Here is a 21,523-nt window from a genome sequence, read left to right as displayed (position 1 = left end):
AAGAAACGATGAGCATGCGAGCAAAACAGTTTTCCCGGCCCGATTGGATCGCCATGGCCGTCGCCGGCGCCCTGTCTCTGACCGCTGCGCTGGCGCCTGTCGCCACAAACGCGCAGCAAAGCCCCTTCACGGCCGCGATCACCGTCAACGACCGTGCGGTGACCTATTACGAGATCGAACAACGCCGCCGGTTTCTGGAACTTCTGAACGCTCCAGGCGATCTGGGTGAGACAGCCCGCGAGGATCTCGTCAATGAACGTCTGCAAACCCAGGCCGGCGAAAGGCTCGGCCTGACCGCCTCCGCCGAGGAGGTCGAGGAGGGGATGGCCGAGTTCGCCGCCCGCGCCAATCTGGAACCCGAACAGTTCATTCAGGCGATCGCGGCCGAAGGTGTTTCCGCCGAGACATTCCGGGATTTCGTGGCAGCCGGCGTTACCTGGCGCAACGTGCTGCGCACCCGTTTCGGCCCGCGCGCGCAGGTCACGGAGGAAGAGATCGACCGCGCACTGACGTTGAGCGGATCCTCTCAGGGCGCGCGCATTCTGCTGGCCGAACTGGTCATACCGCTGACCCCGCAAAACCAGGAAGAAGCACGCGCGCAGATCCAGCGGCTTTCGGAGAGGCTGGATGGCGATGTCGGCGGATTTTCGGCCGCCGCGCGCCGTTTTTCGGCCGCCGGCACCGCACGGGCTGGCGGGTCGCTTGGCTGGCGGCCCCTGTCCAGCCTGCCGCCCGGGTTGCGGTCTCTGGTGCTGACGCTTGGGCCGGGTGATGTGACCGAGCCGGTTCCCCTTGGTCCGGCCATCGCGATCTTTCAGCTGCGCGATTTCGAAGAGACCGACTTCGTGACCCCGGTGATCACCGCCGTCGAATACGCAACGATCCCGATCGAGGGCGGACGCTCCGAGGACGCTCTCGCCGAGGCGCAGCGTCTGCGCAACGAAGTGGACGTATGCGACGACCTCTATGGCGTGCGCCCCGGCGGGTTTACCCGGCAGTCCCTGCCGATCGAGGACGTGCCGGCGGATGTATCACTGGAACTGGCGAAGCTCGACGATAACGAGATGTCCTTTGGCATCACCCGCAACAACGGCCAGATCCTGCAGGTGCTGATGCTCTGCGGGCGTTCGACCGAGCTGCCCGAAGGCGGCCGCGAGGAGGTACGCCAGGCCCTGTTCCAGCAACGCCTGGAAAGCTATGCCAACGGGTTCCTGGCCGAATTGCGGGCTGACGCGATCATCACGGAAGACGAATGAGCACTGCCCCCATCGCGTTGAGCTGTGGGGAGCCCGCGGGCGTCGGACCCGAAATCGCCGCCAAGGCCTGGGCCCGGCTCGGGGCCCGGTTGCCGTTTTTCGCGATTGGCGATCCGCAGCATCTGACAGGCCATGGCGCACCGGTGGAGGTGATCCACGCTCCCGGCGATGCCACCCATATCTCGGGCCATGCGCTGCCGGTTCTGGCCCATGATTTCCCCGCCGCCGCCTTGCCCGGCAAACCCGACCCGGCCAATGCCCAGTCTGTGATTGACGTGATTGCCCGCGGTGTCGATCTGGTGATGCGGGGGGAAGCCTCCGCGCTCTGCACCGCGCCGATCAACAAGAAGGCGCTGAAGGATGGGGCCGGCTTTTCCCATCCCGGCCACACGGAGTATCTGGCGCATCTGGCGGGCGTGCCCCGTGTGGTGATGATGCTGGCCTGCGACGCGCTGCGCGTGGTGCCGACCACCATCCATATCCCGCTGTCCAGGGTGCCGGACGCATTGGACCGCGCGCTCCTGATGGACACGATCCGTATCACCGAGGCGGCGCTGCGTCGGGATTTCGGTGTGGAGGCTCCGCGCATCGCCGTGGCCGGGCTGAACCCCCATGCGGGCGAAGGCGGAACGATCGGCGCGGAGGAGACAGACCTGATCGCGCCCGTGATCGACGCGCTGAAGGCCGAGGGTATGGCCATCACCGGCCCGCATTCCGCCGACACGATGTTTCATGAAGCGGCCCGCGCGGGCTATGATGCGGCCATCGCGATGTATCACGATCAGGCCCTGATCCCGATCAAGACGCTGGATTTCTCGGGCGGCGTGAACGTCACCCTCGGCCTGCCCTTCATCCGCACCTCGCCCGATCACGGCACGGCATTCGACATCGCGGGCACGGGCCAGGCCGACGCCACCAGCCTGATCGCAGCCTTGCGGATGGCCGAACAGATGGCAAGGGCCCGCGCCGTCTGAGCCTGCCATTCAGGGTGCTTCGCAGGCTGCGGGCGTCGGGTTCAGGCGTCCGCCCCGAGGGCCCACAGGCCGTCGAACCGATCATGCAGATCATTCGCCACCCCCTGAGAAGTGATCGCCACCGACATGTCGCGATAGCGAAAGTAGGACCCGGCGGTCCAGTTATGGGAGCCGACAATCGCCAGCCTGCCATCAATCGCGACCGTCTTGGAATGCATCAGAACCTCCTCCGGGTCGATCCGTACGGGCACGCCGCGCGACTTCAGGAACCCCGCCGCCTCCGCATTGATCACGCGGGACCGGTAGGGATCATCCTCCCGGTCCCGATCCAGCAGCACCCGGACGGCAACGCCGGTATCATGTGCCGACGCCAGCCGCTCCAGAAGCGCGCGGGTCGGGTGGGTCGGACCGGGGAAAGCCATGAAGAACATGGCCACATCGATCCGGGTTCGGGCCTTTTCAAGCAGGGTTTGCAGCCGCAGATAATAGGCGCCGTCCTCCAGTACCTCGATCTGCTCGCAGGCCTGCATCTGTGGAAGCGCCGTGGTATCGCCCACCGGAAGATCGCCGCGCGGACGCCCCGCCACGGTCGCCGGATGCGGACCCGCCGCCACGAACCCGGCCACCGCCTCCAGCATGCGGACCAGACGGCGGGCGGGATCCGGTTCGGGAGAGAGGGCCAGCAGACGGGGAAGATCCGCGTCCAGATCGCCCGACACCCGACCACCCGGCATTTGCGGGCCATCGAAGGACAGCATGAGGTTCAGCCGCTCCGCGCCGGCCGGCCCGATCCCGCTGACCCGCTCGGCAAGCTCGCTGGCGGAAGAAAAGGGCCCGCGCGCGCGGCGTTCGTTCAGAATGCGGGCGGCGGTTGCCGGGCCGATCACCGGCAGCGCGGCAAGCGTCTCGGCATCGGCGTGATTGGCCTCCACGCGGGCGCCCGCGGTCAGCGTGCGTTCCAGCACCCCCGCCGCGGGTCCTAGATCGCAGCCGGGCAGATCCGGTCCATAGCCATGAGCGCGGCGAAGAAACCCGGCCACGGCCTCGGTCAGAAGCAGACGCCCGGCAGCGGTGCAGTCTGCCCCGGACCATGGCTGCCCGGTGACCGGCAGGCCGCCCGCATGCGCCAGAATGCTCGCCACAAGCGGCCGCAGCAGTTCGTCCCGCGCCGCCCCGTTGTCAGGCGCCCCGGCGATCTGACGCAGCCCGTCCAGCACATCCCCCGTCGTTACGTCGTGCCAATCAATCCGGAACATCGAACCCCTCCGCGCCCGCTGTGGCCCATTGCGCGGCAAAGCGAGACAGCTGATAGGCCGCGAACGCCGCCGAAGTGATCGCGACACTGTCCTGCCGCTGGCCCGTCAATGCGCCGTGGGACCAGTTATGGGATCCCAGAAGCGTGACCCCGTCGGCCACCAACACCTTGGAATGGTTCGAGATCTGCTCGGTCGTCGCCACCATCCGGCACGGCAGGCCCAAAGACCGGGCCCGCGCCCGCGCCAGACGCGCCATATCCAGAATATCGCCATTCACGCGGGAGCCGCCGACGATCAACCGTGCGTCCACCCCGCGCCATGCCGCCGCCGCCATCTCCTGCACCAGGCCGTCCACCCGCAGATCGGTGTCGCCCGCCGGGTCCAGATCGACGATGAACAAGGTGGCAAGACAGCATCCCCGGGCCCGCCCGATCATGCCGCGCGCAACATCGCCATATGTCTCGTCGGGCACCAGAGCGGCCCCGGCATCGGTGACGCCGAACACCGGATCAGCCATCCGATGCACCCTCCTGCGGCAGCGCGCGGGCCCGCGTCGATGCAATGAGATCGGGCGTTTCGGCCAACCAGACAAGCGCGTCGGCGCGCCGCGCCTCCTCCTCTGCGCGGGCGCTGGCGACTTCCAGACGATAGGCGGCCTGTACCAGGTCGGACTGCGCGCTCAACCACTGACTGCATCGCAGGGCCTCTTCGGCGCCTTCGATGAATTCCAGCCTGAGTTCGGCCAGCATCCGCATCAGCTCGGCGCGGGTATGGGCCTTGCGCGCGGCCGCATGGGTGGTCAGGGCCTCCATCTGGTGATCGTTCAGTTCTGCAAATGCCATCTGGAAAACTCCCTGTTCGCCGCCTAGCCCGATCCGCCCTCAAGCTCCTTCATCCGCAGATAAAGCAGATAATCCCCGTAACCCGCCTTGCTGCCCTTGGGCTTGGCGTCTTTCAGCATCTTCTCGTATTCCTTGTCGCGCTGCTTGCGGGCCTCCTTCTCCCATTCCTGTTTCTCCTTCTGCCTCTCCTCCCAGGCGCGCATCGCCAGATAGACAGACCGGTCGATGATGAGATCACCCAGATCCGCGGCTGCGTCGGGCGCGCCTTGGGTGAACAGATCAGGTGACAGGCGATAGCTCATCCTGCCGGTTTGAAGGACTGGGTTGGCCGCCGGATCGCGTTGCAGGTCGATCGGGCCGATCAGACTGTCGTAGCTGGCCAACGCATCGCCAATCCAAGCGACGAAGGCGGAAAAGCGCTGATCGGGGGTGCTTGCGGGCCACGCGTTTACGAAATCACTTCGGGTCAACGAACCACATACCTCAATAAATCACACTTAAAATCAAAGACTTGCCGTATATTATGGCGTAATTATACCACAATCGGCCTACAAAAAACATGCCGGTGCCGCTCGACAAGGCCCGCTCTGCCCTGCGATGAGAGGGGATGAGCCGAAATGATCGGATTTTCGCGAAATGAGCGGTATCGACACCCTGCCCCCGCTGCGCGAGGTTATCGCCGCACATGGGTTGAGCGCACGAAAATCGCTTGGGCAGAATTTTCTTCTGGATCTGAATCTGACCGCGAAAATCGCCCGGTCCGCGGGCGACCTGACCGGCTGCGACATTCTTGAGATCGGCCCCGGACCCGGCGGGCTGACGCGGGGATTGCTGGCCGAAGGTGCGCGCCGCGTGGTCGCAGTCGAAAAGGACGCCCGCTGCCTGCCGGCCCTGGCCGAGATCGCGGCGGCCTATCCCGGCCGGCTTGAGGTGCTGAATGCCGATGCGCTGGATCTGGACTGGGCGGCGCATCTGCGGACCCCCGTCAAGATCGTCGCGAACCTGCCCTATAATGTGGGGACCGAATTGCTGGTGCGCTGGCTGACGCCGCCGGTCTGGCCCCCGCTGTGGGGCAGCCTGACCCTGATGTTCCAGCGCGAGGTTGCAGACCGGATCGTGGCCCGGCCCGGCGGCAAGGCCTATGGGCGGCTGGCCGTGCTGGCGCAATGGCGCTGCGACGCGCGGGTTGTGATGGGATTGCCGCCCGAAGCCTTCACTCCCCCGCCCAAGGTCAGTTCCGCCGTGGTGCATCTGACCGCGTTGCCGCAGCCGCGCTATCCCGCGGATCCGGATGTGCTGCAACGGGTCGTGGCCAAGGCCTTCAACCAGCGGCGCAAGATGCTGCGCGCCGCGCTCAGGGGGCTTGTCCCGGATATCGAGGCGCGGATCTTGGCCGCCGGGCTGCGGCCCACGGATCGGGCCGAACAGGTTCCGATCGAAGGCTTCTGCGCGCTGGCCCGCCAGATCGCGGCGGACTGAGCCGGCTTTACTCGGCCGCTTCCTGAGGATTGTCCGACTTCGGCTCGGATGCCTCCTGCACCGGGGCGTCGGCTGCGTTGTCCGCATCGGCCTTGCGCGGGCGCCGGGCGCGGGTGCGTTTCGGCTTGCCGGTGCTTTCGGGCGTTTCCACAAGACCGCTATCGGCGGCGGATGCGGTGTCGATCACGTCGCCCAGGCCGGAGTCCGACTGCGGCGCGTTGCGGGTGTTCCCCTGATCGCCATCGTCGTTCCACTGCTGTCGCTGATCGCCCTGCTGGCCGTCGTCATTCCGCGGCGGGCGTTGATCGCGCTGCTGGTTCTGTTGACTCTGCTGCGCTTCCTGCGCCTCGCGCCGCGCATCCATCTCGCGCTGCGCTTCACTCAGCATACGGGTGTAATGCTCCGCATGCTGCTGGAAATTCTCGGTCGCGACACGGTCGTTGGAAAGCTGTGCATCGCGGGCAAGCTGGTTGTATTTGTCGATAATCTGCTGCGGGGTGCCGCGCACCTTGCCCTCGGGCCCCGAGCTGTCAAACACACGGTTGACGATATTGCCGACGGAACGGTTCCGGTTCCCCTTGGACCGCGAGCGGTTCTTCGATGATCTCATTGGTTTTTCTGTTCCAGTGTTCTGGTAGGGCCGCATCGGATCAGCCCCGTGCCGATCCCGTATACATGCGCCTTGGGTCGAGTATCGAGTGACCCGTTTCTGTGGCAAAACCACGGGCGATTAGCCAAGCCAATCTGCGTCCGTTGGGTAGGGAGTAACCACGCAATGCGGGCCAAAACAAGGCCAAAGTGACGGCAGCACGCTGTTTTTTACCCAAATTGGCCGGTTTTCGCACTTTACCTCATGCGCGAGCCTGTCCGCTGACGACCCGGGGCCTTCCATCCATATCGGAATGCACGGCAATCTCTTCAAGCCCCGCCGCGCGGAAGAGGGCGGAAACCGCAGGCCCTTGCGTCCATCCGATCTCGACAAGCAGCCGGCCGCCCCGCGCCAGATGATGCGGCGCCCCGGCCGTGATCGCGCGATAGGCCGCAAGGCCGTCACCGCCATCGGTCAGGGCAAGATGGGGTTCGTGGTCGCGGACATCGGGCGCCAGATCGGCCATTTCCGCGGCAGAGATATAGGGCGGGTTCGACACGATCAGATCAAACCTGCCAGTGACGTCCGCAGTCCAGTCCGACAGGCGCAGGTCGAGCCTGTCGGACAGGCCCAGTCCGGTCGCGTTCCGCTCCGCGACCGCCAGGGCCTCTGGCGAGATATCCGTACCCAGCCCGGTGGCCCCCGGCCGCTCCGCCAGAAGGCTGAGCAGGATGCAGCCCGTGCCGGTGCCCAGATCAAGCACCGTCGAAAACGGCGCATTCAGGGCCAGATCGACCAACGTTTCGGTTTCCGGGCGCGGGTCCAGAACATCCCGCGTCACCCGGAACCAGCGCCCGTAAAACCAGCGCCCGCCAAGGATATGGCTGACCGGCTCGCGGTCCAGCCGACGGGCGATGGCGGTTTCGAAGGAACACGCCGCCGGGTCGCTCAACGGATCCTGCAACCGAAGGATCACCCGATCGGGCGGGACACCCAGGGCACCGGCCATGAGCCAGCGCGCGTCCCGGTCGGCCCCATCCAGCCCCGCCGCGCGCAGCCGGTCGCGGCCTGCGGTCAGGGCCGTCTGGATCGTCCGGGGTGTCACCCCTCCATCTCCGCCAGCATGCGGGCCTGATCATCGGCGATCAGCGCGTCGATCACCTCGTCCAGATCGCCCTGCATCACCTGATCGAGCTTGTAGAGCGTCAGGTTGATCCGATGGTCCGTCATCCGGCCCTGGGGGAAGTTATAGGTGCGGATCCGCTCGGAACGGTCGCCCGAGCCGACCTGCGATTTCCGGTCCGCGGCGCGGGCGTCGTCCATCCTCTGCCGTTCCAGATCGTAGAGCCGCGCCCGCAGAACCGACATGGCGATTTCCCGGTTGCGGTGCTGCGATTTCTCCGAACTGGTGACGACGATACCCGACGGGATATGGGTGATCCGCACAGCGCTGTCGGTGGTGTTCACATGCTGTCCGCCCGCGCCGGACGCACGCATCGTGTCGATCCGGATGTCGGCGGCGGGAATGTCGATATCGACCTCCTCTGCCTCGGGCAGGACCGCGACCGTCGCGGCCGATGTGTGGATGCGCCCACCGGATTCAGTGCTTGGCACCCGCTGGACCCGGTGAACGCCGCTTTCGTATTTCAGCCGGGCAAAGACCCCCTCCCCCGAGACATGGCCGATCACCTCCTTGATACCGCCAAGCTCGGTCAGGCTCTGCTCGATGATCTCCAGCTTCCAGCCATGGGCCTCGGCATAACGTTCATACATGCGCAGCAGATCGGCGGCGAAAAGTGCGGCCTCGTCACCGCCGGTTCCGGGACGGATCTCGATCATCGCGGGTCGAGCATCCGCCGCGTCACGCGGCAATAGCGCGATACGCAACGCCTGTTCCGCCTTGGGCAGCGCGGCGCGAAGAACCGGCAATTCCTCCTCCGCCAGCGCCTTCATCTCGGGATCGGCCAGCATTGCCTCGGCTTCGGAGACATCCGCAAGCAGTTGATGATAAGCGGAAATCTGCTCCACGATCGGCTTCAGCTCGGCATATTCGCGGCTGATCACGGCGATCTCGGAGGCCTGCGGCCCGGCATTCAGGCGCGCTTCGAGAAACTCGAACCGGTCCGTGATCTGGTGCAGGCGGTCGGTGGGCAGCATCTGCGCGGTGTCGCTTGAGCGTCGGGAAAGGTCAAGGGGCCAGCTGTTCCAGCCACCGGGTCACGCGCCTGTCATTCACGCCCATGTCCGAGTGGCCGAAGCGGGAGCGGGAGAAGACCTCGATCGCGGTCTGCCCCGTCTCCTCCGCCGGGCGGACGCGGATCGAGATCGCATCGGGAAACCCCATGAGCGCCGTGCGATGCACATAGGTCATGTGCCCCTCCGCCACGGTCCCGCCGATCAGCCGCGCCCCGTCACCACGGGCGATCTCATCGATGCGGGCGGATATGTCGGCCACGGTGCCGGGCCGGGTCACGGCCTCATCGCCCCTCAGAAGAACGAAATTCGGGGTGTCGGGCGGCGCGACGTCGGCGGGGTCGAGATGCCAGATCTCGGCCGGCATCGGAACCAGCCGCATGACAATCGCGGTGCCGGCGAAAAGAACCGCAACGATGCCCGCGGCAATGACGATGAAACGCATTCAAACCCTCCGAACCTCTGCCCGCCATCCTGCGGCCGTGCCGCGTAACGTCAAGGGGGGCACCGTAAAAGCTATTGCCGGGGCGGGGTCATCCCGCAGCCCGGGCCGCACCATCGAGGGAGCCCGCCACCGCCCGCGCGATCACGCGCTCCTCATCCGTGGGCACCACCAGCACCGGAACCGGGCCCGCATCGATGCGCGGGGCGCTGACCTCATTGGCGGCGGGCGCGATGCTGAGGCCCAGAAAACCCAGCCCCGCAATGGCCCGCGACCGGATCGGGGCCGCGTTTTCACCGATACCGCCGGTAAAGACCACCGCATCGACCCCGCCCAGAACCGCCGCCATCGCCCCGATCTCCCGCCGGAGACGAAAGACATAGTAATCAATAGCTTCCGCCGCTTCCTTGCGGTCGCTCTCCAGCAGGGTCCGCATGTCGTGACTGATGCCCGACAGCCCTTTCAGTCCGCTTTCGCGGTACAGAAGATCGCTGATCTGATCCGCGGTCAGGCCTTCGCGCTGCATCATATAGAGCAACACGCCCGGATCGAGCTGACCCGAGCGGGTGCCCATCGGCAACCCGTCCAGCGCCGAAAATCCCATGGACGAGCCCACGGAGCGGCCCTGCCGGATCGCGCATATCGAGGCGCCGTTGCCCAGATGCGCCACGATCACCCGACCATCGGCCAGACGCGGCCAGTCCCGGCGCATCGCGCCCATCACGTAGTCATAGCTGAGCCCGTGGAACCCGTAGCGCCGCACACCATTGTCGTAGTATCGGCGCGGCAGCGCGAACGTGTCGTTCACCCATGGGTGACCACGGTGAAACGCCGTGTCGAAACAGGCGATCTGCACCGCCTCGGGAAAGGCCGCCTGTGCCGCCTCCACCGCCGCCAGATTATGGGGTTGATGCAGGGGCGCGAGCGGTTCATAGCCGCGCAGAAGGTATAACAATGGTATATCAATCTGCCGCGGCCCGTCGAGATCGGGGCCGCCATGCACCACGCGGTGGCCGACGCCGGCGATGGGTCGCCCGGCGGTGAGCGGCGCCAGCGCAGCGAGGATCGCCTGCACACCGCCCGCGTGATCGGTCGGGCCGAGATCGGTGTCCTGCCGCGGGGCGCCGCGCGGCTCAAGGATCAGCCGTGCCGCGGGGCCGAGCGCGTCGATCTGGCCGCGCGCCTCCTCTACCGGTTCGGCGGCGGCGGCATAGAGCCCGAACTTGATCGAGGAGGAGCCTGCGTTCAGGGTGAGGATCAGCCGGCTCATGGCGATTTGCCCGCCGCGTAAAGCGCCGCGATGGCGCAGGAGGCCAGCCGCGCCTTGTCGTCGTCGGCCCGGCTGGTCAGGATGATCGGCACCTGCGCGCCCATGACGATGCCGCCCGCCTCCGCATGGGCAAGGAAGGTGAGCTGCTTGGCCAGCATATTGCCGGATTCCATATTGGGAGCCACAAGGATATCCGCCCGCCCCGCCACCAGACCCTTGAGGCCCTTGGTCCGCGCGGCATCCAGATCGACGGCGTTATCCATCGCCAGCGGCCCATCCACCAGACCGCCGGTGATCTGGCCCCGGTCGGCCATTTTCGACAGGATCGCCGCGTCCAGCGTCGACGGGATCGACGCGGTCACGGTCTCCACCGCCGACAGGATCCCGACCTTCGGCTGCTCCACCCCAAGGGCCAGCGCAAGATCGATGGCGTTCTGGACGATGGACATCTTGCAACTCAGATCGGGCGTGATGTTGATCGCCGCGTCGGTCACAAAGAGCAGATGGTTCAGCCCCGGCACGTCCATCACGAAGACATGGGACAGGCGGCGATTGGTGCGCAGCCCACCCTCTTTCTTCAGCACCGCATGCAGGATCTGGTCGGTGTGCAGATGGCCTTTCATCACCGCGCGCGCCCGGCCTTCATGCACCAGCGCCACGGCCCGGAGCGCGGCGGCCCGGTGATCGGGAATGTCGATGATGTCGAGCCCGCTCAGGTCGCCGCCGGCCTCTTCGGCGGCGGCGGCGATCTTGCGGGCGGAGCCAACGAGGATCGGGTCGATCAGCGTATGATCGCGCGCCAGAAGCGCACCCATCAGCGCATCAGGTGTTTCGGGCGCCACGACGCTGGTGGGGATCGCGGGCAGCGGTGCCGCCATTTCCAGCAACCGGTCGAAATGCACATGGCGCTGCACGGTCAGGCCGGGCAGGTCGTGCACATCGAAATGCTGCACCACCGCGGGAGCGATGACACGGGCCTCTCCCTCGGCGATCCGGCCCTCGGGGCCATCGACCCAGATCTCGAAACGCACCACATTCTCGGGCAGCTTTTCGATCACGCGCACGGCGGCGGTCAGCGTATCGCCCGCATGGGCCCGGCCCAGAAAGCGCAGGGACTGATCCAGGTAAAGCGTACCCGGCCCGGGCAACTGGTTGCCCAGAACGCCCGAGATCAGCGCCGCCAGCCAGGCCGAGGGGGCGACGGCCTCGGGCCGGCCATCGCCGTCGCCGTCTTCCTTCGGCAGATGCATCGGGTTGAGATTGCCGCTGGAATTGGCAAAGACATAGAGATCGTCGGCCAGGCAGAGCCGCTCCAGGCTGGCCTGCATCCCGGGTTCGATCGCATCATAGGGAGTGGTCGTGAATTTGGGCATTCTGCCTCCGGTCTCTGCTCGCCTGTTATCTGGGTATCCTACCGGAAAATTGCGACACTGCCTTGACGCAAGTCAGTTTTTTTGTGCCCGGGCGCGGCGGGCCTGCCGCCGCAAGCCTCCCGGCGGCCGACATATCGCGGGGGCGTCGGACCCGGGCCCGGAAGGCGAACCGGGCCGGATGCGCCGACACCGCCCCGCTCAGTGGTTGTCGCGCGGCAGCACCCGGGCGATGCGCTGATACGCGGTGGCCAGTTCCAGACAGCCGCCTTGCGCCAACTGGCCCACATGGGTGCGATAGATTTCCTGCCACGGGGTCTGATGCTCCAGGTCCGGTGGTGTCCAGGCGGCACGCCGGGCGCGCCATTCATCCGCCGCGATGGTGCAATCGAGCGTGCCTGCATTCAGATCGAGCCGTACCGGATCCCCGGTTTGCAGAAGCGCCAGCCCGCCGCCTACCACAGCCTCGGGCGAGGCGTTGAGGATCGAGGGGCTTTCCGACGTGCCCGACTGGCGGCCGTCGCCCACCGTGGGCAGATGCCGGATGCCCGCCTGGATCAGCGCATCGGGGGGCTGCATGTTCACCACTTCGGCGGAGCCCGGATAGCCCACGCAGCCCACGTTGCGGATGAACAGAATGCTGGTCTCATCGATGCCGAGAGAGGCGTCGTTGATGCGGTTGTGATAATCCTCGGGACCCTCGAACACCACCGCGCGGGCCTCGAACACGCCGTCTTTCAGGAACCGGGCGCGGAAATCGTCGGAAATGACGGAGGTTTTCATCAGCGCGCTGTCGAAAAGATTGCCCGACAGCACCAGAAAGCCCGCATTGTCCCGCAGCGGGTCATCGACCGGGCGGATCACGTCGCGATCGAGGCTGCGCGCGCTGCCCAGCGCCTCGGACACGGGTTTGCCGCTTGCGGTCATCGCCTGCCCGTCGAGATGTCCGGCGGCCAGAAGCTCCCCCATCACCGCCGGAACGCCGCCCGCGCGATAGAAGCTTTCGCCCAGATAGCTGCCCGCGGGTTGCATGTTCACCAGCAGCGGCAGCGCATGGCCGATCACTTCCCAATCCGTCACGTCGAGCGACACGCCCGCATGGCGCGCGATGGCCTGCAGATGCGGCGGCGCATTGGTGGAACCGCCGATGGCGGTGTTGACGCGAATGGCGTTTTCGAAGGCGGCGCGGGTCAGGATCCGGGACGGCTTCAGATCCTCGTTGACCATCCCGACCGCACGGGCGCCGGTGGCGAAGGCCATTTCCATGCGTTCGCGGAATGGGGCGGGAATGGCCGAAGATCCCGGCAGCGTCATGCCAAGCGCCTCGGCCAGTGCGTTCATCGTGGAGGCGGTGCCCATCGTGTTGCAATGGCCGAGCGACGGTGCCGAGGCGCAGGCGCGGTCCATGAACTCCTCGTAGTCGATCTTGCCTTCGGCAAGGAGCCGGCGGCTTTCCCAGATGATTGTGCCAGAGCCTGCGCGCCGGCCCTGCCACCAGCCGTCGAGCATCGGGCCGCCGTTGAGCGCGATGGCGGGGATGTCCACTGTGGCCGCCCCCATCAGCATCGCCGGTGTGGTCTTGTCGCAGCCTGTGGTCAGCACAACCCCGTCGATCGGATAGCCGTGCAGCACCTCGACAAGGCTCAGATAGGCCAGGTTCCGGTCGAGCGCGGCGGTGGGCCGCTTGCCGGTTTCCTGGATCGGGTGGACGGGAAATTCCATCGGGATGCCGCCCGCATCGCGGATGCCGGCCTTGATCCGGTCCATCAGGAAGACGTGGATCTTGTTGCAGGGCGCCAGATCGGAGCCGGTATTCGCGATGCCGATGATGGGCCGGCCCGATTGCAGTTCGCCCCGCGTGAAGGTCTGGTTCTGGTAGCGTTCGAGATAGAGCGCGGTCATGCCCGGGTTGTTGGGATTGTCGAACCATTCCTGGCTGCGATAGCGACGATGTGCACGGGTATCAGACATGAGCTTGTTCCGAATAATGAAACCACGGGCCGCATTGTGAGACCTCTGGACCTACATACCCGGCGGGCCGCAAGAACAACAGTGTGATCTCGAAGACGCGGTTCGGGACCTACGCGCCCGGCGCGTGCCTTGGAATGCGGCGAAACAGATTACCCTTGACCTGATTTCCGGCCGATCGGCATAGTTTCGCCCATTGAGTTGATTGCTTTCAAGAGGAAACGGCATGTCCGGGACAGAGGCCGATCTGGACAATCTCGCCCAGCCGGTGGACGCGTCGCCTGTTCTGCGGATCGTCGAACGCCTGAAAGACCGCGGCGCATCCTATGAGCGGCGCGCCAACCTGATCTTCCGGGCGCTGGTTCTGACCATTCTGGTGGGATTGGTCTATTACCTCGGCCTGCCCTTCTGGTCGCAATTCGTGGACGGTCGGCGGGAGACGTTCCTGGACACCCAGCAGTCGATCGATGCGGGCAATGCCGCGCTGGACACCGAGCGCGCCGTGCAAAGCCGGCAACTGGCCGACGCCTTGGCCGCGCGACCGGTCGCGACGCTCCTGCGCGGCCCACTGATGTCGCCCGCCGGGCATGTCAGGACAAGCGGGGGGACTGTCTTCTACGGCCGCAGCGACCGGCTGGCCTTTCTGCCGGACGGCGCGGACAGCTTGCGGGAAATCCGCGTGGGGGAACGGTTCGGCGGCCCGCTTCAGGGGTTCAGCAACCATGTTGAGTTCGCGGGCCAGACGGTGCTGTTCGGAAATGCGCGGGGTGCGCTGGTCTTTCGTAACGATCCGGCCCAGGCCGAGCCGGTCTTTTTTCCCGGCCCCCCGCAGAACGAAGACAGCCCGCTTCACCTGACCGGAAGCCTTGTTTCCGAGAGTACGCTCTACCTGTTCGGCAACGACGGCACGATCCTGTGGACGCGGGCCCCCCGCGACTGGTTCGAACGGTTCGAGACGGGGACCACGGACACCATCGTCGGCGGCTATCTCGACGCCGGCGTGCCCGTGTTCGCGGGGCCGGCCGGACGACTTTTCCGCATCGACGAGGACGCGGCGGGAGGGCCACGGATCGACGCGCTCGAAATCGACCTGGACGGGCCGGTCACGGTCGCGGTCGATGCGCCGGCGGGCTGGCTTCTGCTATCGGGGCAAGGTCAGGGCTACGTGCTTCTGTCGGCCCGCGGCGGCACTATCGAAAGCGGCTCCCTGCCGCCCGAGACCGCGGGCGAATGCTGCGGGGCCGATGCCGTGGTAATGGGCGAGCGCGTCTATGCTCTGGTCAACAACGCGGTCGTTACCTCGCGGGACGGCGGCGCAAGCTTCGAGGCCAGCGCCGAGATCGGCAATCTGCCCAACACGATCCTGGCTACGCCCCAGGCCGTGGTGGTCTATTCGGGGCAGGTCAACCCTGCCTATCGGTCGGTCGATGCCCTTCGCGGTTTCGGGCCCGCCCCCGGTGCGCCAAGCATCTACTACGGGCATCTGGCATTTGAGGACACGGTGATCCTGCACGGCGCGGCGGGCAGCATCGCACGATCGGCAGACGGTGGCCGGACCTTCGAGACGATCGACGACATCCTGGATGATTACCTTTACGGCAACGCCACGGATGGCACCGCCTTCGTTCTGTTCGGGGGCAATGGCAGCGCGGCCTATGCGTCCACGCCGCGCGCGCCCGTGCAGGCCATTGCCCTGCCCCTCGTCGCTGATGCCGAGCGCACGACCCAGTTCACCTATGGCGGCGGCCTCTCCCTGGGCGACGGGGACTTTCTGATCTATGGCGAGGACGGGTTCATCCGCATCGACTGGCGATGGCGCGACGCCTTCGCGGCGCTGGACCTGCCGCCCGGCGCCGCGGGCGACATTGCACTGGCGGGCTTCATCGACCGTCTGCCGAACCAGGTGCGTGGCTCGGCAGACATCTCGGAGTTGCGGCAGGCCGTGGGTGTGATCACCGCGCAGCGCGACGTGCTGACCGACCTTCAGATCAGTACTGACGCCGAGTTGCAACGCCTGAACGACTTCCCGCACAGTCTGCTGCTTCTGGAGCGCCAGCGGGAGAGTTTCGCGGGGTTCATGGCAACCTGCCGCGGGGCGACGAACTGGGCAACGCCACCCGAGCCGCGCGGAATTGCAGAGGCGGATGCGGACGCGATCACGCTGGCCTGCCTGCAAGGCTGGGAAGCTCAAGTCCGTGCGGATCAGCCCTCGCCATGGTCTCTGGTGGCGGCGCAATTGCCCCCGGGCATCCTGCTTCTGTTCCTTCTGGCGACACTCAGCGGGCTATACCGCTACAATCTGCGTTTGGCCGGATTTCACTATTCGCGTGCCGACACGCTTGTGATGGCGATGGATCAGAAAGGCGGGCTGAACGCGGAAACACTGCTGAAATATGCTGACGCCCTGGCCGCCGACAAGGTGGAGTTCGGCAAGGGCAATCTGCCGTCGGATCAGGCCGCGGCGATCGTGCAGGCGGTTGCCAACCGGAGCTGAGCCCCCGCCCCGGACGGCCACGAAACCAGCGGCGTGATCCTGCGCATGACGCTACGTTCCCGTCTTCGGGATTGAGCCAAGTCAATTCGTCCGGGCACCTATCTGTTACAACGCAGGCGCGACAGGGTGGAAACGGGAGCCGGCAATGGCCGAGGTCATCTTCAGAACCGAAGACATTACCAAGGTTTACGACACCGGCGAGGTGAAGGTCTATGCGCTGGCCGGCGTCAGCCTTGAGCTCTATGCCGGTGAACTGGCCGTGCTTCTGGGCCCGTCGGGTTCGGGCAAATCGACCCTGCTGAACATTCTGGGCGGGCTGGACCATGTCACGGACGGGCGGGTCTGGTTTCGCGATCTGGAGCTGACGGATCTGAACGACCGCGGGCTGACCCGGTTCCGGCGCGACCATGTGGGGTTCGTCTTCCAGTTCTACAATCTGGTGCCATCCCTGACCGCACAGGAGAATGTGCAGCTTGTCACCGATGTGGCCCCCGACCCGATGCCCGCGGCCGAGGCTCTGGATCTGGTCGGGCTGGGCCACCGGCTGGATCATTTCCCGTCGGAGATGTCGGGCGGCGAGCAGCAGCGCGTGGCCATTGCGCGGGCCATCGCGAAGCGGCCCGAGGTGTTGCTTTGCGACGAGCCCACCGGCGCGCTGGACAGCAAGACCGGGGTGCAGGTTCTGGAGGTGCTGAAGACGATCAACGATCAGTTCGGCACCACCACGGCGGTGATCACCCATAACGCGGCGATCCAGCAGATGGCGCATCGGGTGATCCAGTTCCAGGACGGCAAGATCAACGAGGTCCATGTGAACGAGACCCGGATCGCCCCCCACGAGATCGTGTGGTGAGCGGGATGCAGGCACTCGACAAGAAGCTGTTCCGCGACTTCAGGCGCCTTTGGGTTCAGGCGGTGGCGATTGCGCTGGTCCTGTCCTGCGGGGTGGCATTGCTGCTGACTTCCTTCGGGATGTATCAGGCGCTGGACGACACCCGCGCCGCCTATTACGAGCGCAACCGGTTCGGGGATGTCTGGCTCGACACCCGGCGCGCGCCTGAGACGCTGCTGCCGGAACTGCGCGCGATCGAAGGCGTTTATGCGATCGAGCCGCGGGTCGTCGGCGCGGCGATCCTGGATATCGAGGGGCGCAGCGAAAGCGCGGTGGGGCAGATCCTGTCCTGGCCCGAGGATGACGACCCGCTGCTGAATGTGCCGCTCCTGCGCTCGGGCGCATACCCGGCGCCCACCTCCACCCGTGACGTGATGGTCAACGAACCTTTCGCCGAAGCCAACGGGTTCGAGATCGGCTCGGTCTTTCATGCCAACCTGAACGGGCAGCGGCGCGAGTTGCGCATCGTGGGAACCGCGCTCAGCCCCGAATACATCTACACGATCAGCCCCGGCGGCATGATGCCCGACAACGAGGGGTTCGGCATCATCTGGATGCCGGAACGCGCCGTGGCCGCCGCCTTCGATATGGAGGGGGCGTTCAACAACCTGTCGGTCCGGATCACCCAGGATGCAAGCGAGGAGGAGGTGATCGACGAGCTGGACCGGCTTGCCGAGCCCTATGGCGGGCTGGGCGCCTACGGCCGGGCGCAGCAGATCAGCGACAGTTTCGTCACCTCCGAGATCGCGCAGTTGCGGGGCATGGCGATGGTGGTGCCGCCGATCTTCTTCGCCATCGCGGCGTTTCTGGTCAGCATGGTGATGGGCCGGATCGTGGCGCTGGAGCGCTCCGAGATAGGTCTGCTGAAGGCGATCGGGTATTCTGATCTGGAAATCTGTCTGCATTACCTGCTTCTGGCGGGCTTCATCGCCGTTGTCGGCATCGCCATCGGCTGGGGCGCGGGCACATGGCTTGCGCGCGGAATGGCTGTGCAATACGCCGAGTTCTTCGACTTTCCCTATCTTCTGTTCCGGGTGCCGGGCTGGGTCTATGCGATCTCGGGTCTTGCGGCGCTTGTGACGACGATGCTGGGCGCCGCACGCGCGGCGCTGGCGGCGGCGCGGCTGGCCCCCGCCATCGCGATGCAGCCCCCCGCCCCGCCGCGTTTCAAGCGCAGCGTGATCGATGTGGCCATGGCCAGACTGCGCCTGTCGCAGCCGACTGTGATGATCCTGCGCAGCTTTTTCCGCTGGCCCGGGCGCAGCGCGATGACCTGTCTGGGGCTGGGCTTCGCGGTGGCCTCAGTCGTGGCCGCCTCCTTCGTGAACGACGCGCTGGAAAACATCGTCGATGTGGCGTTCTACCAGTCGAACCGGCAGGACGCGATGTTGCTGTTCACCGAGAACGTGCCGGAAACCACGATTGCCGAGGTGCGCCGCCTGCCCGGTGTCCTGCAGGCCGAGCCGCAGCAATATCTGCCCGCGATCCTGCGAAACGGCCCGCTGGAAAAAAGCCTCGCCGTGGAGGCCCGGCGCCCCGGTACGGATCTGAGCCGGGTGATCGGCGCCGATGGCGAGGTCAGCACCGCAGAGCCCGGCGGCATGCTTCTGTCGGAGCGGCTGGCCAGTCAGCTTCACCTTGGCATCGGCGATACGGTCGAAGTCGAGTTTCTCTCGGGCCGGCGCGAAACCCATGAGATGGTGGTGACCGGGCTGGTTGAGCAGTATTTCGGGCTGGGCGCCTATGCGGATCTGGATTATCTCAACCAGGTCTTCCGGCAAAGCCCGCAGATGTCGGTGGTCAATGTCACGCTGGATGACAACGAACTGGACGCGCTGCATGCGCGCCTGAAGGACATTCCGCGCCTGTCCGGCCTGATCATGATGAACGACACGCGCCGGAGCTTTCAGGACACGATCCGGGAAAACGTGGTGGTGATGAACACGGTTTATATCGTCATCGCGGTGCTGATCACCGTGGGCGTGGCCTATAACGGTGCGCGCATCCAGTTGAGCGAGCGCGCCCGCGAACTGGCCAGCCTGCGTATTCTGGGCTTTTCGCGGGGCGAGGTGTCTTACGTGCTTGTGGGCGAGACGATGCTGCTGGCGCTGGTGGCCCAGCCCATCGGCTGGTTGATTGGCGCGGGTATCGCGCAGGCCATGGTGGGGGCGTTTTCATCGGATATCTATTCGATGCCACTGATCCTGAACCCGGATATCTTCTCGCGCGCCAGCCTTGTGGTTCTGGCCGCGGCCCTTGCCTCGGCGTTGATCGTGCGCCGCAGGCTGGATAATCTCAATCTCGTTTCCGTCATGAAAACAAGGGAGTAACGGCTATGTCGCTGAAACCCAGAACCTTGGGCATCCTGGTCGTCGGCGGCGCCATTCTGGCCGCGCTGCTCTATGTCACGTTCCGGACCGAGCCGATCCCGGTCGATCTGCACGAGATCGCGAGCGGGCCGTTGCAGGTGAGCGTGGATGCCGACGGGCGGACGCGGATCCGCGATATCTACGAGGTGGCCGCGCCGATCACGGGAACCGCGCTGAGATCGCCGGTTCAGGTGGGCGATACTGTGGTTGCGGGGCAGACCGTTGTCGCCGAGGTGGAACCGGTGGCGCCCAGCCTGCTGGACAGCCGGACGCGCATGCAGGCCGAAGCCACGATCGCGGAGGCGCAGGCCGCGCTGAACGTGGCAGAGACCGATCACCGCCGCGCGCAGGAAGAACAGACCTATGCGCAGATGCAGTTCGAGCGGATGCAGGTGCTGGTGGAGCGGGGCGTGTCGTCGATCACGGCGATGGAGGACGTCACCCAGCGGCTGGCGATCGCCGATGCCGCGGTGGAGGCCGCCGCCGCGCGGATCGACATCGCGCGGAGCACGCTGGAGCGGTCCCGCGCCGCGCTGATGGGGCCCGAGACGGCAAATGCCGGCAATGGCGATTGCTGTGTCGAGATCGTCGCGCCCGCGGACGGGGTGGTTCTGTCAGTCGCGAATATCAGCGAACGCCCGGTGGCCGCAGGCGCGCCGCTGATGTCGATCGGCAACCCGGGCGAACTGGAGATCGTGGCCGATCTGCTGTCGTCGGACGCGGTGAGGCTCTCGCCCGGTGCGGTGGCGATCGTGGAACGCTGGGGCGGGCCGGACCCGCTGATGGCGGAACTGGACCGGGTGGAGCCGTCGGCGCGCACCCATATCTCCGCGCTTGGGATCGAGGAACAGCGAGTGGATGCGATTTTCCGCCTGACCTCCCCGCCCGAGGAACGCGCGGGGCTGGGCGACGGGTTTTCGACCTTCCTTCGGATCATCGAATGGCAGGCGGAGGATGTATTGCAGGTGCCGCTGAGCGCACTGTTCAGGCGCGGGGAAGACTGGGCCGTTTTCGTGGCCGATGGCAGCACCGCCCGCGAAATCATCGTGGAGCTGGGCCGGCGCAGCGACCGGTTCGCCGTAGTGACCGGCGGTCTGGAGCCCGGCATGATGGTGGTTACCCACCCCAATGACGACATCGCCGATGGCAGTCCGGTGATCGACCGGACCGAGTTGTAGCGGAGCCGGAACAGCGGGTGCGGGCCAGGCCGCCGGGACGGTGGCCGGCGGCCCCGGGTTCGCGCCACCCCTGCGGCACGGCCTGAAAAGACGAGGATGACGGCAATGATCTGGGCGCTTTCGATACTTGCCGGTCTGGCGCTGCTGCTGGCCGCCGCGATGTGGAAGACCAGCCTGACGAGGGTGTTCGAGGCGCGACGGGCCGAAGCGATGACCGTCCCCCGTGGCAGCGAAAGAACCCTCAGCGAGGCCGATATCGCCCATCTGCCGCCACCGGTCCGGCGCTATATCGCGCTGACGGGATCGGTGGGGCGGCCCGTTGTCACCGAGATCATGATGCATTTCGACGCCGTGATGTACGATGCCCCGGGCGCGCCGGGCATGACCGGCCAGGTCCGGCAATACGAGCGCTTCGACACGCCCGAGCGCCTGTTCCTGATGACCACGCGGATGAAGGGCCTGCCCGTGACCGTGCTGCATGATTTCGACCGCGACCGTGCCACGATGCGCGTGCGCCTTGCGGGGCTGGTCAACGTGGTCGATACCGGCGGCACCGACCTGACCCGGACCGAAACGGTCACGATCCTGAACGATCTGTGCTTCTTCGCGCCCTCGCGGCTTGTCGATCCGCGCCTGTCATGGAGCGACATCGACGACAGGCGCGCGCGGGTGCGGTTCGCGCTTGGGGTGAACACGGTGACGGCGGAGCTGGTCTTCAACGCCGCCGGGGAACTGGTGGATTTCGTGTCCGACGATCGGGGTAGGCTGGAAAAGGACGGCACGCTGAGGCCTCTGCGCTGGAGCACACCGCTTGGCACGTACCGGGACTTCAACGGATGGCGCCTTGCCAGCGAGGGTGACGCGATCTGGCATCTGGAGGACGGACCCTTCACCTATGGCCACCTGCGCCTGACGCAATACGACGCGCGATAGGGGCACGGCGAGCTTCGC

The 21,523-nt window shown here is 66.1% G+C and carries 19 protein-coding genes; 8 read left to right on the top strand and 11 right to left on the bottom strand.

The window, feature by feature from the left end; translation table 11 throughout:
- Positions 1 to 8 precede the first annotated feature (8 nt).
- Both D9R08_RS12785 and pdxA read left to right on the top strand, forming a co-directional pair.
- Positions 9 to 1,256: a peptidylprolyl isomerase gene (locus tag D9R08_RS12785; RefSeq protein WP_158598994.1), complete on the top strand. Its 1,248-nt coding sequence runs from the start codon at positions 9 to 11 to the stop codon at positions 1,254 to 1,256.
- Positions 1,253 to 2,230 (top strand): 4-hydroxythreonine-4-phosphate dehydrogenase PdxA, encoded by a 978-nt coding sequence (gene pdxA / locus D9R08_RS12780; protein WP_121898447.1) that lies wholly within the window; start codon positions 1,253 to 1,255, stop codon positions 2,228 to 2,230. Before D9R08_RS12785 ends, pdxA begins: the two co-directional genes overlap by 4 nt.
- Positions 2,231 to 2,271: 41 nt before the next feature.
- Here pdxA and D9R08_RS12775 read toward each other — a convergent pair whose 3' ends face one another.
- The 4 genes from D9R08_RS12775 to D9R08_RS12760 are packed head-to-tail and all read right to left on the bottom strand — an operon-like array spanning position 2,272 to position 4,798.
- On the bottom strand, positions 2,272 to 3,486 hold the full coding sequence (locus D9R08_RS12775; RefSeq protein WP_121898446.1) for a phospholipase D-like domain-containing protein: 1,215 nt from the start codon (positions 3,484 to 3,486) through the stop codon (positions 2,272 to 2,274).
- Complete coding sequence (locus D9R08_RS12770) at positions 3,473 to 4,003, bottom strand: phospholipase D-like domain-containing protein (protein WP_121898445.1); 531 nt, start codon at positions 4,001 to 4,003, stop codon at positions 3,473 to 3,475. The genes D9R08_RS12775 and D9R08_RS12770 overlap by 14 nt, the downstream gene beginning before the upstream one ends.
- On the bottom strand, positions 3,996 to 4,328 hold the full coding sequence (locus tag D9R08_RS12765; RefSeq protein ID WP_121898444.1) for a hypothetical protein: 333 nt from the start codon (positions 4,326 to 4,328) through the stop codon (positions 3,996 to 3,998). The genes D9R08_RS12770 and D9R08_RS12765 overlap by 8 nt, the downstream gene beginning before the upstream one ends.
- A gap of 23 nt (positions 4,329 to 4,351) precedes the next feature.
- Positions 4,352 to 4,798, bottom strand: coding sequence for a hypothetical protein (locus D9R08_RS12760; protein ID WP_121898443.1), 447 nt, complete (start codon positions 4,796 to 4,798; stop codon positions 4,352 to 4,354).
- A 166-nt stretch (positions 4,799 to 4,964) separates the two neighbouring features.
- Here D9R08_RS12760 and rsmA point away from each other — a divergent pair, with 166 nt between their 5' ends.
- Positions 4,965 to 5,807, top strand: a complete 843-nt coding sequence (gene rsmA, locus D9R08_RS12755) for a 16S rRNA (adenine(1518)-N(6)/adenine(1519)-N(6))-dimethyltransferase RsmA (RefSeq protein WP_121898442.1) — start codon at positions 4,965 to 4,967, stop codon at positions 5,805 to 5,807.
- Positions 5,808 to 5,814: 7 nt separating this feature from the next.
- Here rsmA and D9R08_RS12750 read toward each other — a convergent pair whose 3' ends face one another.
- The 7 genes from D9R08_RS12750 to D9R08_RS12720 form a co-directional block, all read right to left on the bottom strand.
- The gene (locus D9R08_RS12750) at positions 5,815 to 6,417 is read right to left on the bottom strand and encodes a DUF4167 domain-containing protein (RefSeq protein ID WP_121898441.1); all 603 of its coding nucleotides are present in this window, start codon (positions 6,415 to 6,417) and stop codon (positions 5,815 to 5,817) included.
- 241 nt (positions 6,418 to 6,658) lie between these two features.
- Entirely contained in the window at positions 6,659 to 7,501 is an 843-nt protein-coding gene (gene prmC, locus D9R08_RS12745) for a peptide chain release factor N(5)-glutamine methyltransferase (RefSeq protein WP_233557453.1), read from the bottom strand.
- The gene (gene prfA, locus D9R08_RS12740) at positions 7,498 to 8,553 is read right to left on the bottom strand and encodes a peptide chain release factor 1 (RefSeq protein WP_121898440.1); all 1,056 of its coding nucleotides are present in this window, start codon (positions 8,551 to 8,553) and stop codon (positions 7,498 to 7,500) included. Before prfA ends, prmC begins: the two co-directional genes overlap by 4 nt.
- A gap of 31 nt (positions 8,554 to 8,584) precedes the next feature.
- Positions 8,585 to 9,034 carry a DUF1499 domain-containing protein gene (locus tag D9R08_RS12735; protein ID WP_121898439.1) on the bottom strand — a complete coding sequence of 150 codons (450 nt, stop codon included), beginning with the start codon at positions 9,032 to 9,034 and terminating at the stop codon, positions 8,585 to 8,587.
- 88 nt (positions 9,035 to 9,122) lie between these two features.
- Positions 9,123 to 10,301 (bottom strand): acetate/propionate family kinase, encoded by a 1,179-nt coding sequence (locus D9R08_RS12730; RefSeq protein ID WP_121898438.1) that lies wholly within the window; start codon positions 10,299 to 10,301, stop codon positions 9,123 to 9,125.
- The gene (locus D9R08_RS12725; protein WP_121898437.1) at positions 10,298 to 11,674 is read right to left on the bottom strand and encodes a bifunctional enoyl-CoA hydratase/phosphate acetyltransferase; all 1,377 of its coding nucleotides are present in this window, start codon (positions 11,672 to 11,674) and stop codon (positions 10,298 to 10,300) included. The genes D9R08_RS12730 and D9R08_RS12725 overlap by 4 nt, the downstream gene beginning before the upstream one ends.
- Positions 11,675 to 11,872: 198 nt before the next feature.
- Positions 11,873 to 13,642, bottom strand: coding sequence for an IlvD/Edd family dehydratase (locus tag D9R08_RS12720; protein WP_121898436.1), 1,770 nt, complete (start codon positions 13,640 to 13,642; stop codon positions 11,873 to 11,875).
- Between the two features lie 223 nt (positions 13,643 to 13,865).
- Here D9R08_RS12720 and D9R08_RS12715 point away from each other — a divergent pair, with 223 nt between their 5' ends.
- The 5 genes from D9R08_RS12715 to D9R08_RS12695 all read left to right on the top strand — a co-directional run bounded on the left by D9R08_RS12715 (position 13,866) and on the right by D9R08_RS12695 (position 21,505).
- On the top strand, positions 13,866 to 16,133 hold the full coding sequence (locus D9R08_RS12715) for a beta propeller repeat protein (RefSeq protein ID WP_121898435.1): 2,268 nt from the start codon (positions 13,866 to 13,868) through the stop codon (positions 16,131 to 16,133).
- A 145-nt stretch (positions 16,134 to 16,278) separates the two neighbouring features.
- A complete protein-coding gene (locus tag D9R08_RS12710) occupies positions 16,279 to 16,986 on the top strand; it encodes an ABC transporter ATP-binding protein (RefSeq protein WP_121898434.1) in 708 nt (235 codons plus the stop codon).
- A 5-nt stretch (positions 16,987 to 16,991) separates the two neighbouring features.
- Complete coding sequence (locus tag D9R08_RS12705) at positions 16,992 to 19,355, top strand: ABC transporter permease (protein WP_121898596.1); 2,364 nt, start codon at positions 16,992 to 16,994, stop codon at positions 19,353 to 19,355.
- A gap of 5 nt (positions 19,356 to 19,360) precedes the next feature.
- Complete coding sequence (locus D9R08_RS12700; protein ID WP_121898433.1) at positions 19,361 to 20,572, top strand: efflux RND transporter periplasmic adaptor subunit; 1,212 nt, start codon at positions 19,361 to 19,363, stop codon at positions 20,570 to 20,572.
- A 105-nt stretch (positions 20,573 to 20,677) separates the two neighbouring features.
- Positions 20,678 to 21,505, top strand: coding sequence for a DUF6544 family protein (locus tag D9R08_RS12695; protein WP_121898432.1), 828 nt, complete (start codon positions 20,678 to 20,680; stop codon positions 21,503 to 21,505).
- Positions 21,506 to 21,523: the final 18 nt, after the last annotated feature.

It is taken from the genome of Rhodophyticola porphyridii (assembly GCF_003688285.1).
In the GTDB taxonomy this organism is placed as follows: domain Bacteria; phylum Pseudomonadota; class Alphaproteobacteria; order Rhodobacterales; family Rhodobacteraceae; genus Rhodophyticola; species Rhodophyticola porphyridii.
This window is presented reverse-complemented; position numbering and strand designations above follow the sequence as displayed.

Bases quoted from the DNA above. Each gene is read 5' to 3' on its own strand.
- D9R08_RS12725 (WP_121898437.1), bottom strand. From the start codon at position 11,674: ATGCCCAAATTCACGACCACTCCCTATGATGCGATCGAACCCGGGATG.
- D9R08_RS12720 (WP_121898436.1), bottom strand. From the start codon at position 13,642: ATGTCTGATACCCGTGCACATCGTCGCTATCGCAGCCAGGAATGGTTC.
- prfA (WP_121898440.1), bottom strand. From the start codon at position 8,553: ATGCTGCCCACCGACCGCCTGCACCAGATCACGGACCGGTTCGAGTTT.
- D9R08_RS12700 (WP_121898433.1), top strand. From the start codon at position 19,361: ATGTCGCTGAAACCCAGAACCTTGGGCATCCTGGTCGTCGGCGGCGCC.
- D9R08_RS12710 (WP_121898434.1), top strand. From the start codon at position 16,279: ATGGCCGAGGTCATCTTCAGAACCGAAGACATTACCAAGGTTTACGAC.
- rsmA (WP_121898442.1), top strand. From the start codon at position 4,965: ATGAGCGGTATCGACACCCTGCCCCCGCTGCGCGAGGTTATCGCCGCA.
- D9R08_RS12705 (WP_121898596.1), top strand. From the start codon at position 16,992: ATGCAGGCACTCGACAAGAAGCTGTTCCGCGACTTCAGGCGCCTTTGG.
- D9R08_RS12730 (WP_121898438.1), bottom strand. From the start codon at position 10,301: ATGAGCCGGCTGATCCTCACCCTGAACGCAGGCTCCTCCTCGATCAAG.
- D9R08_RS12715 (WP_121898435.1), top strand. From the start codon at position 13,866: ATGTCCGGGACAGAGGCCGATCTGGACAATCTCGCCCAGCCGGTGGAC.
- D9R08_RS12750 (WP_121898441.1), bottom strand. From the start codon at position 6,417: ATGAGATCATCGAAGAACCGCTCGCGGTCCAAGGGGAACCGGAACCGT.
- D9R08_RS12785 (WP_158598994.1), top strand. From the start codon at position 9: ATGAGCATGCGAGCAAAACAGTTTTCCCGGCCCGATTGGATCGCCATG.
- D9R08_RS12735 (WP_121898439.1), bottom strand. From the start codon at position 9,034: ATGCGTTTCATCGTCATTGCCGCGGGCATCGTTGCGGTTCTTTTCGCC.
- D9R08_RS12775 (WP_121898446.1), bottom strand. From the start codon at position 3,486: ATGTTCCGGATTGATTGGCACGACGTAACGACGGGGGATGTGCTGGAC.
- pdxA (WP_121898447.1), top strand. From the start codon at position 1,253: ATGAGCACTGCCCCCATCGCGTTGAGCTGTGGGGAGCCCGCGGGCGTC.
- D9R08_RS12695 (WP_121898432.1), top strand. From the start codon at position 20,678: ATGATCTGGGCGCTTTCGATACTTGCCGGTCTGGCGCTGCTGCTGGCC.
- D9R08_RS12765 (WP_121898444.1), bottom strand. From the start codon at position 4,328: ATGGCATTTGCAGAACTGAACGATCACCAGATGGAGGCCCTGACCACC.
- D9R08_RS12770 (WP_121898445.1), bottom strand. From the start codon at position 4,003: ATGGCTGATCCGGTGTTCGGCGTCACCGATGCCGGGGCCGCTCTGGTG.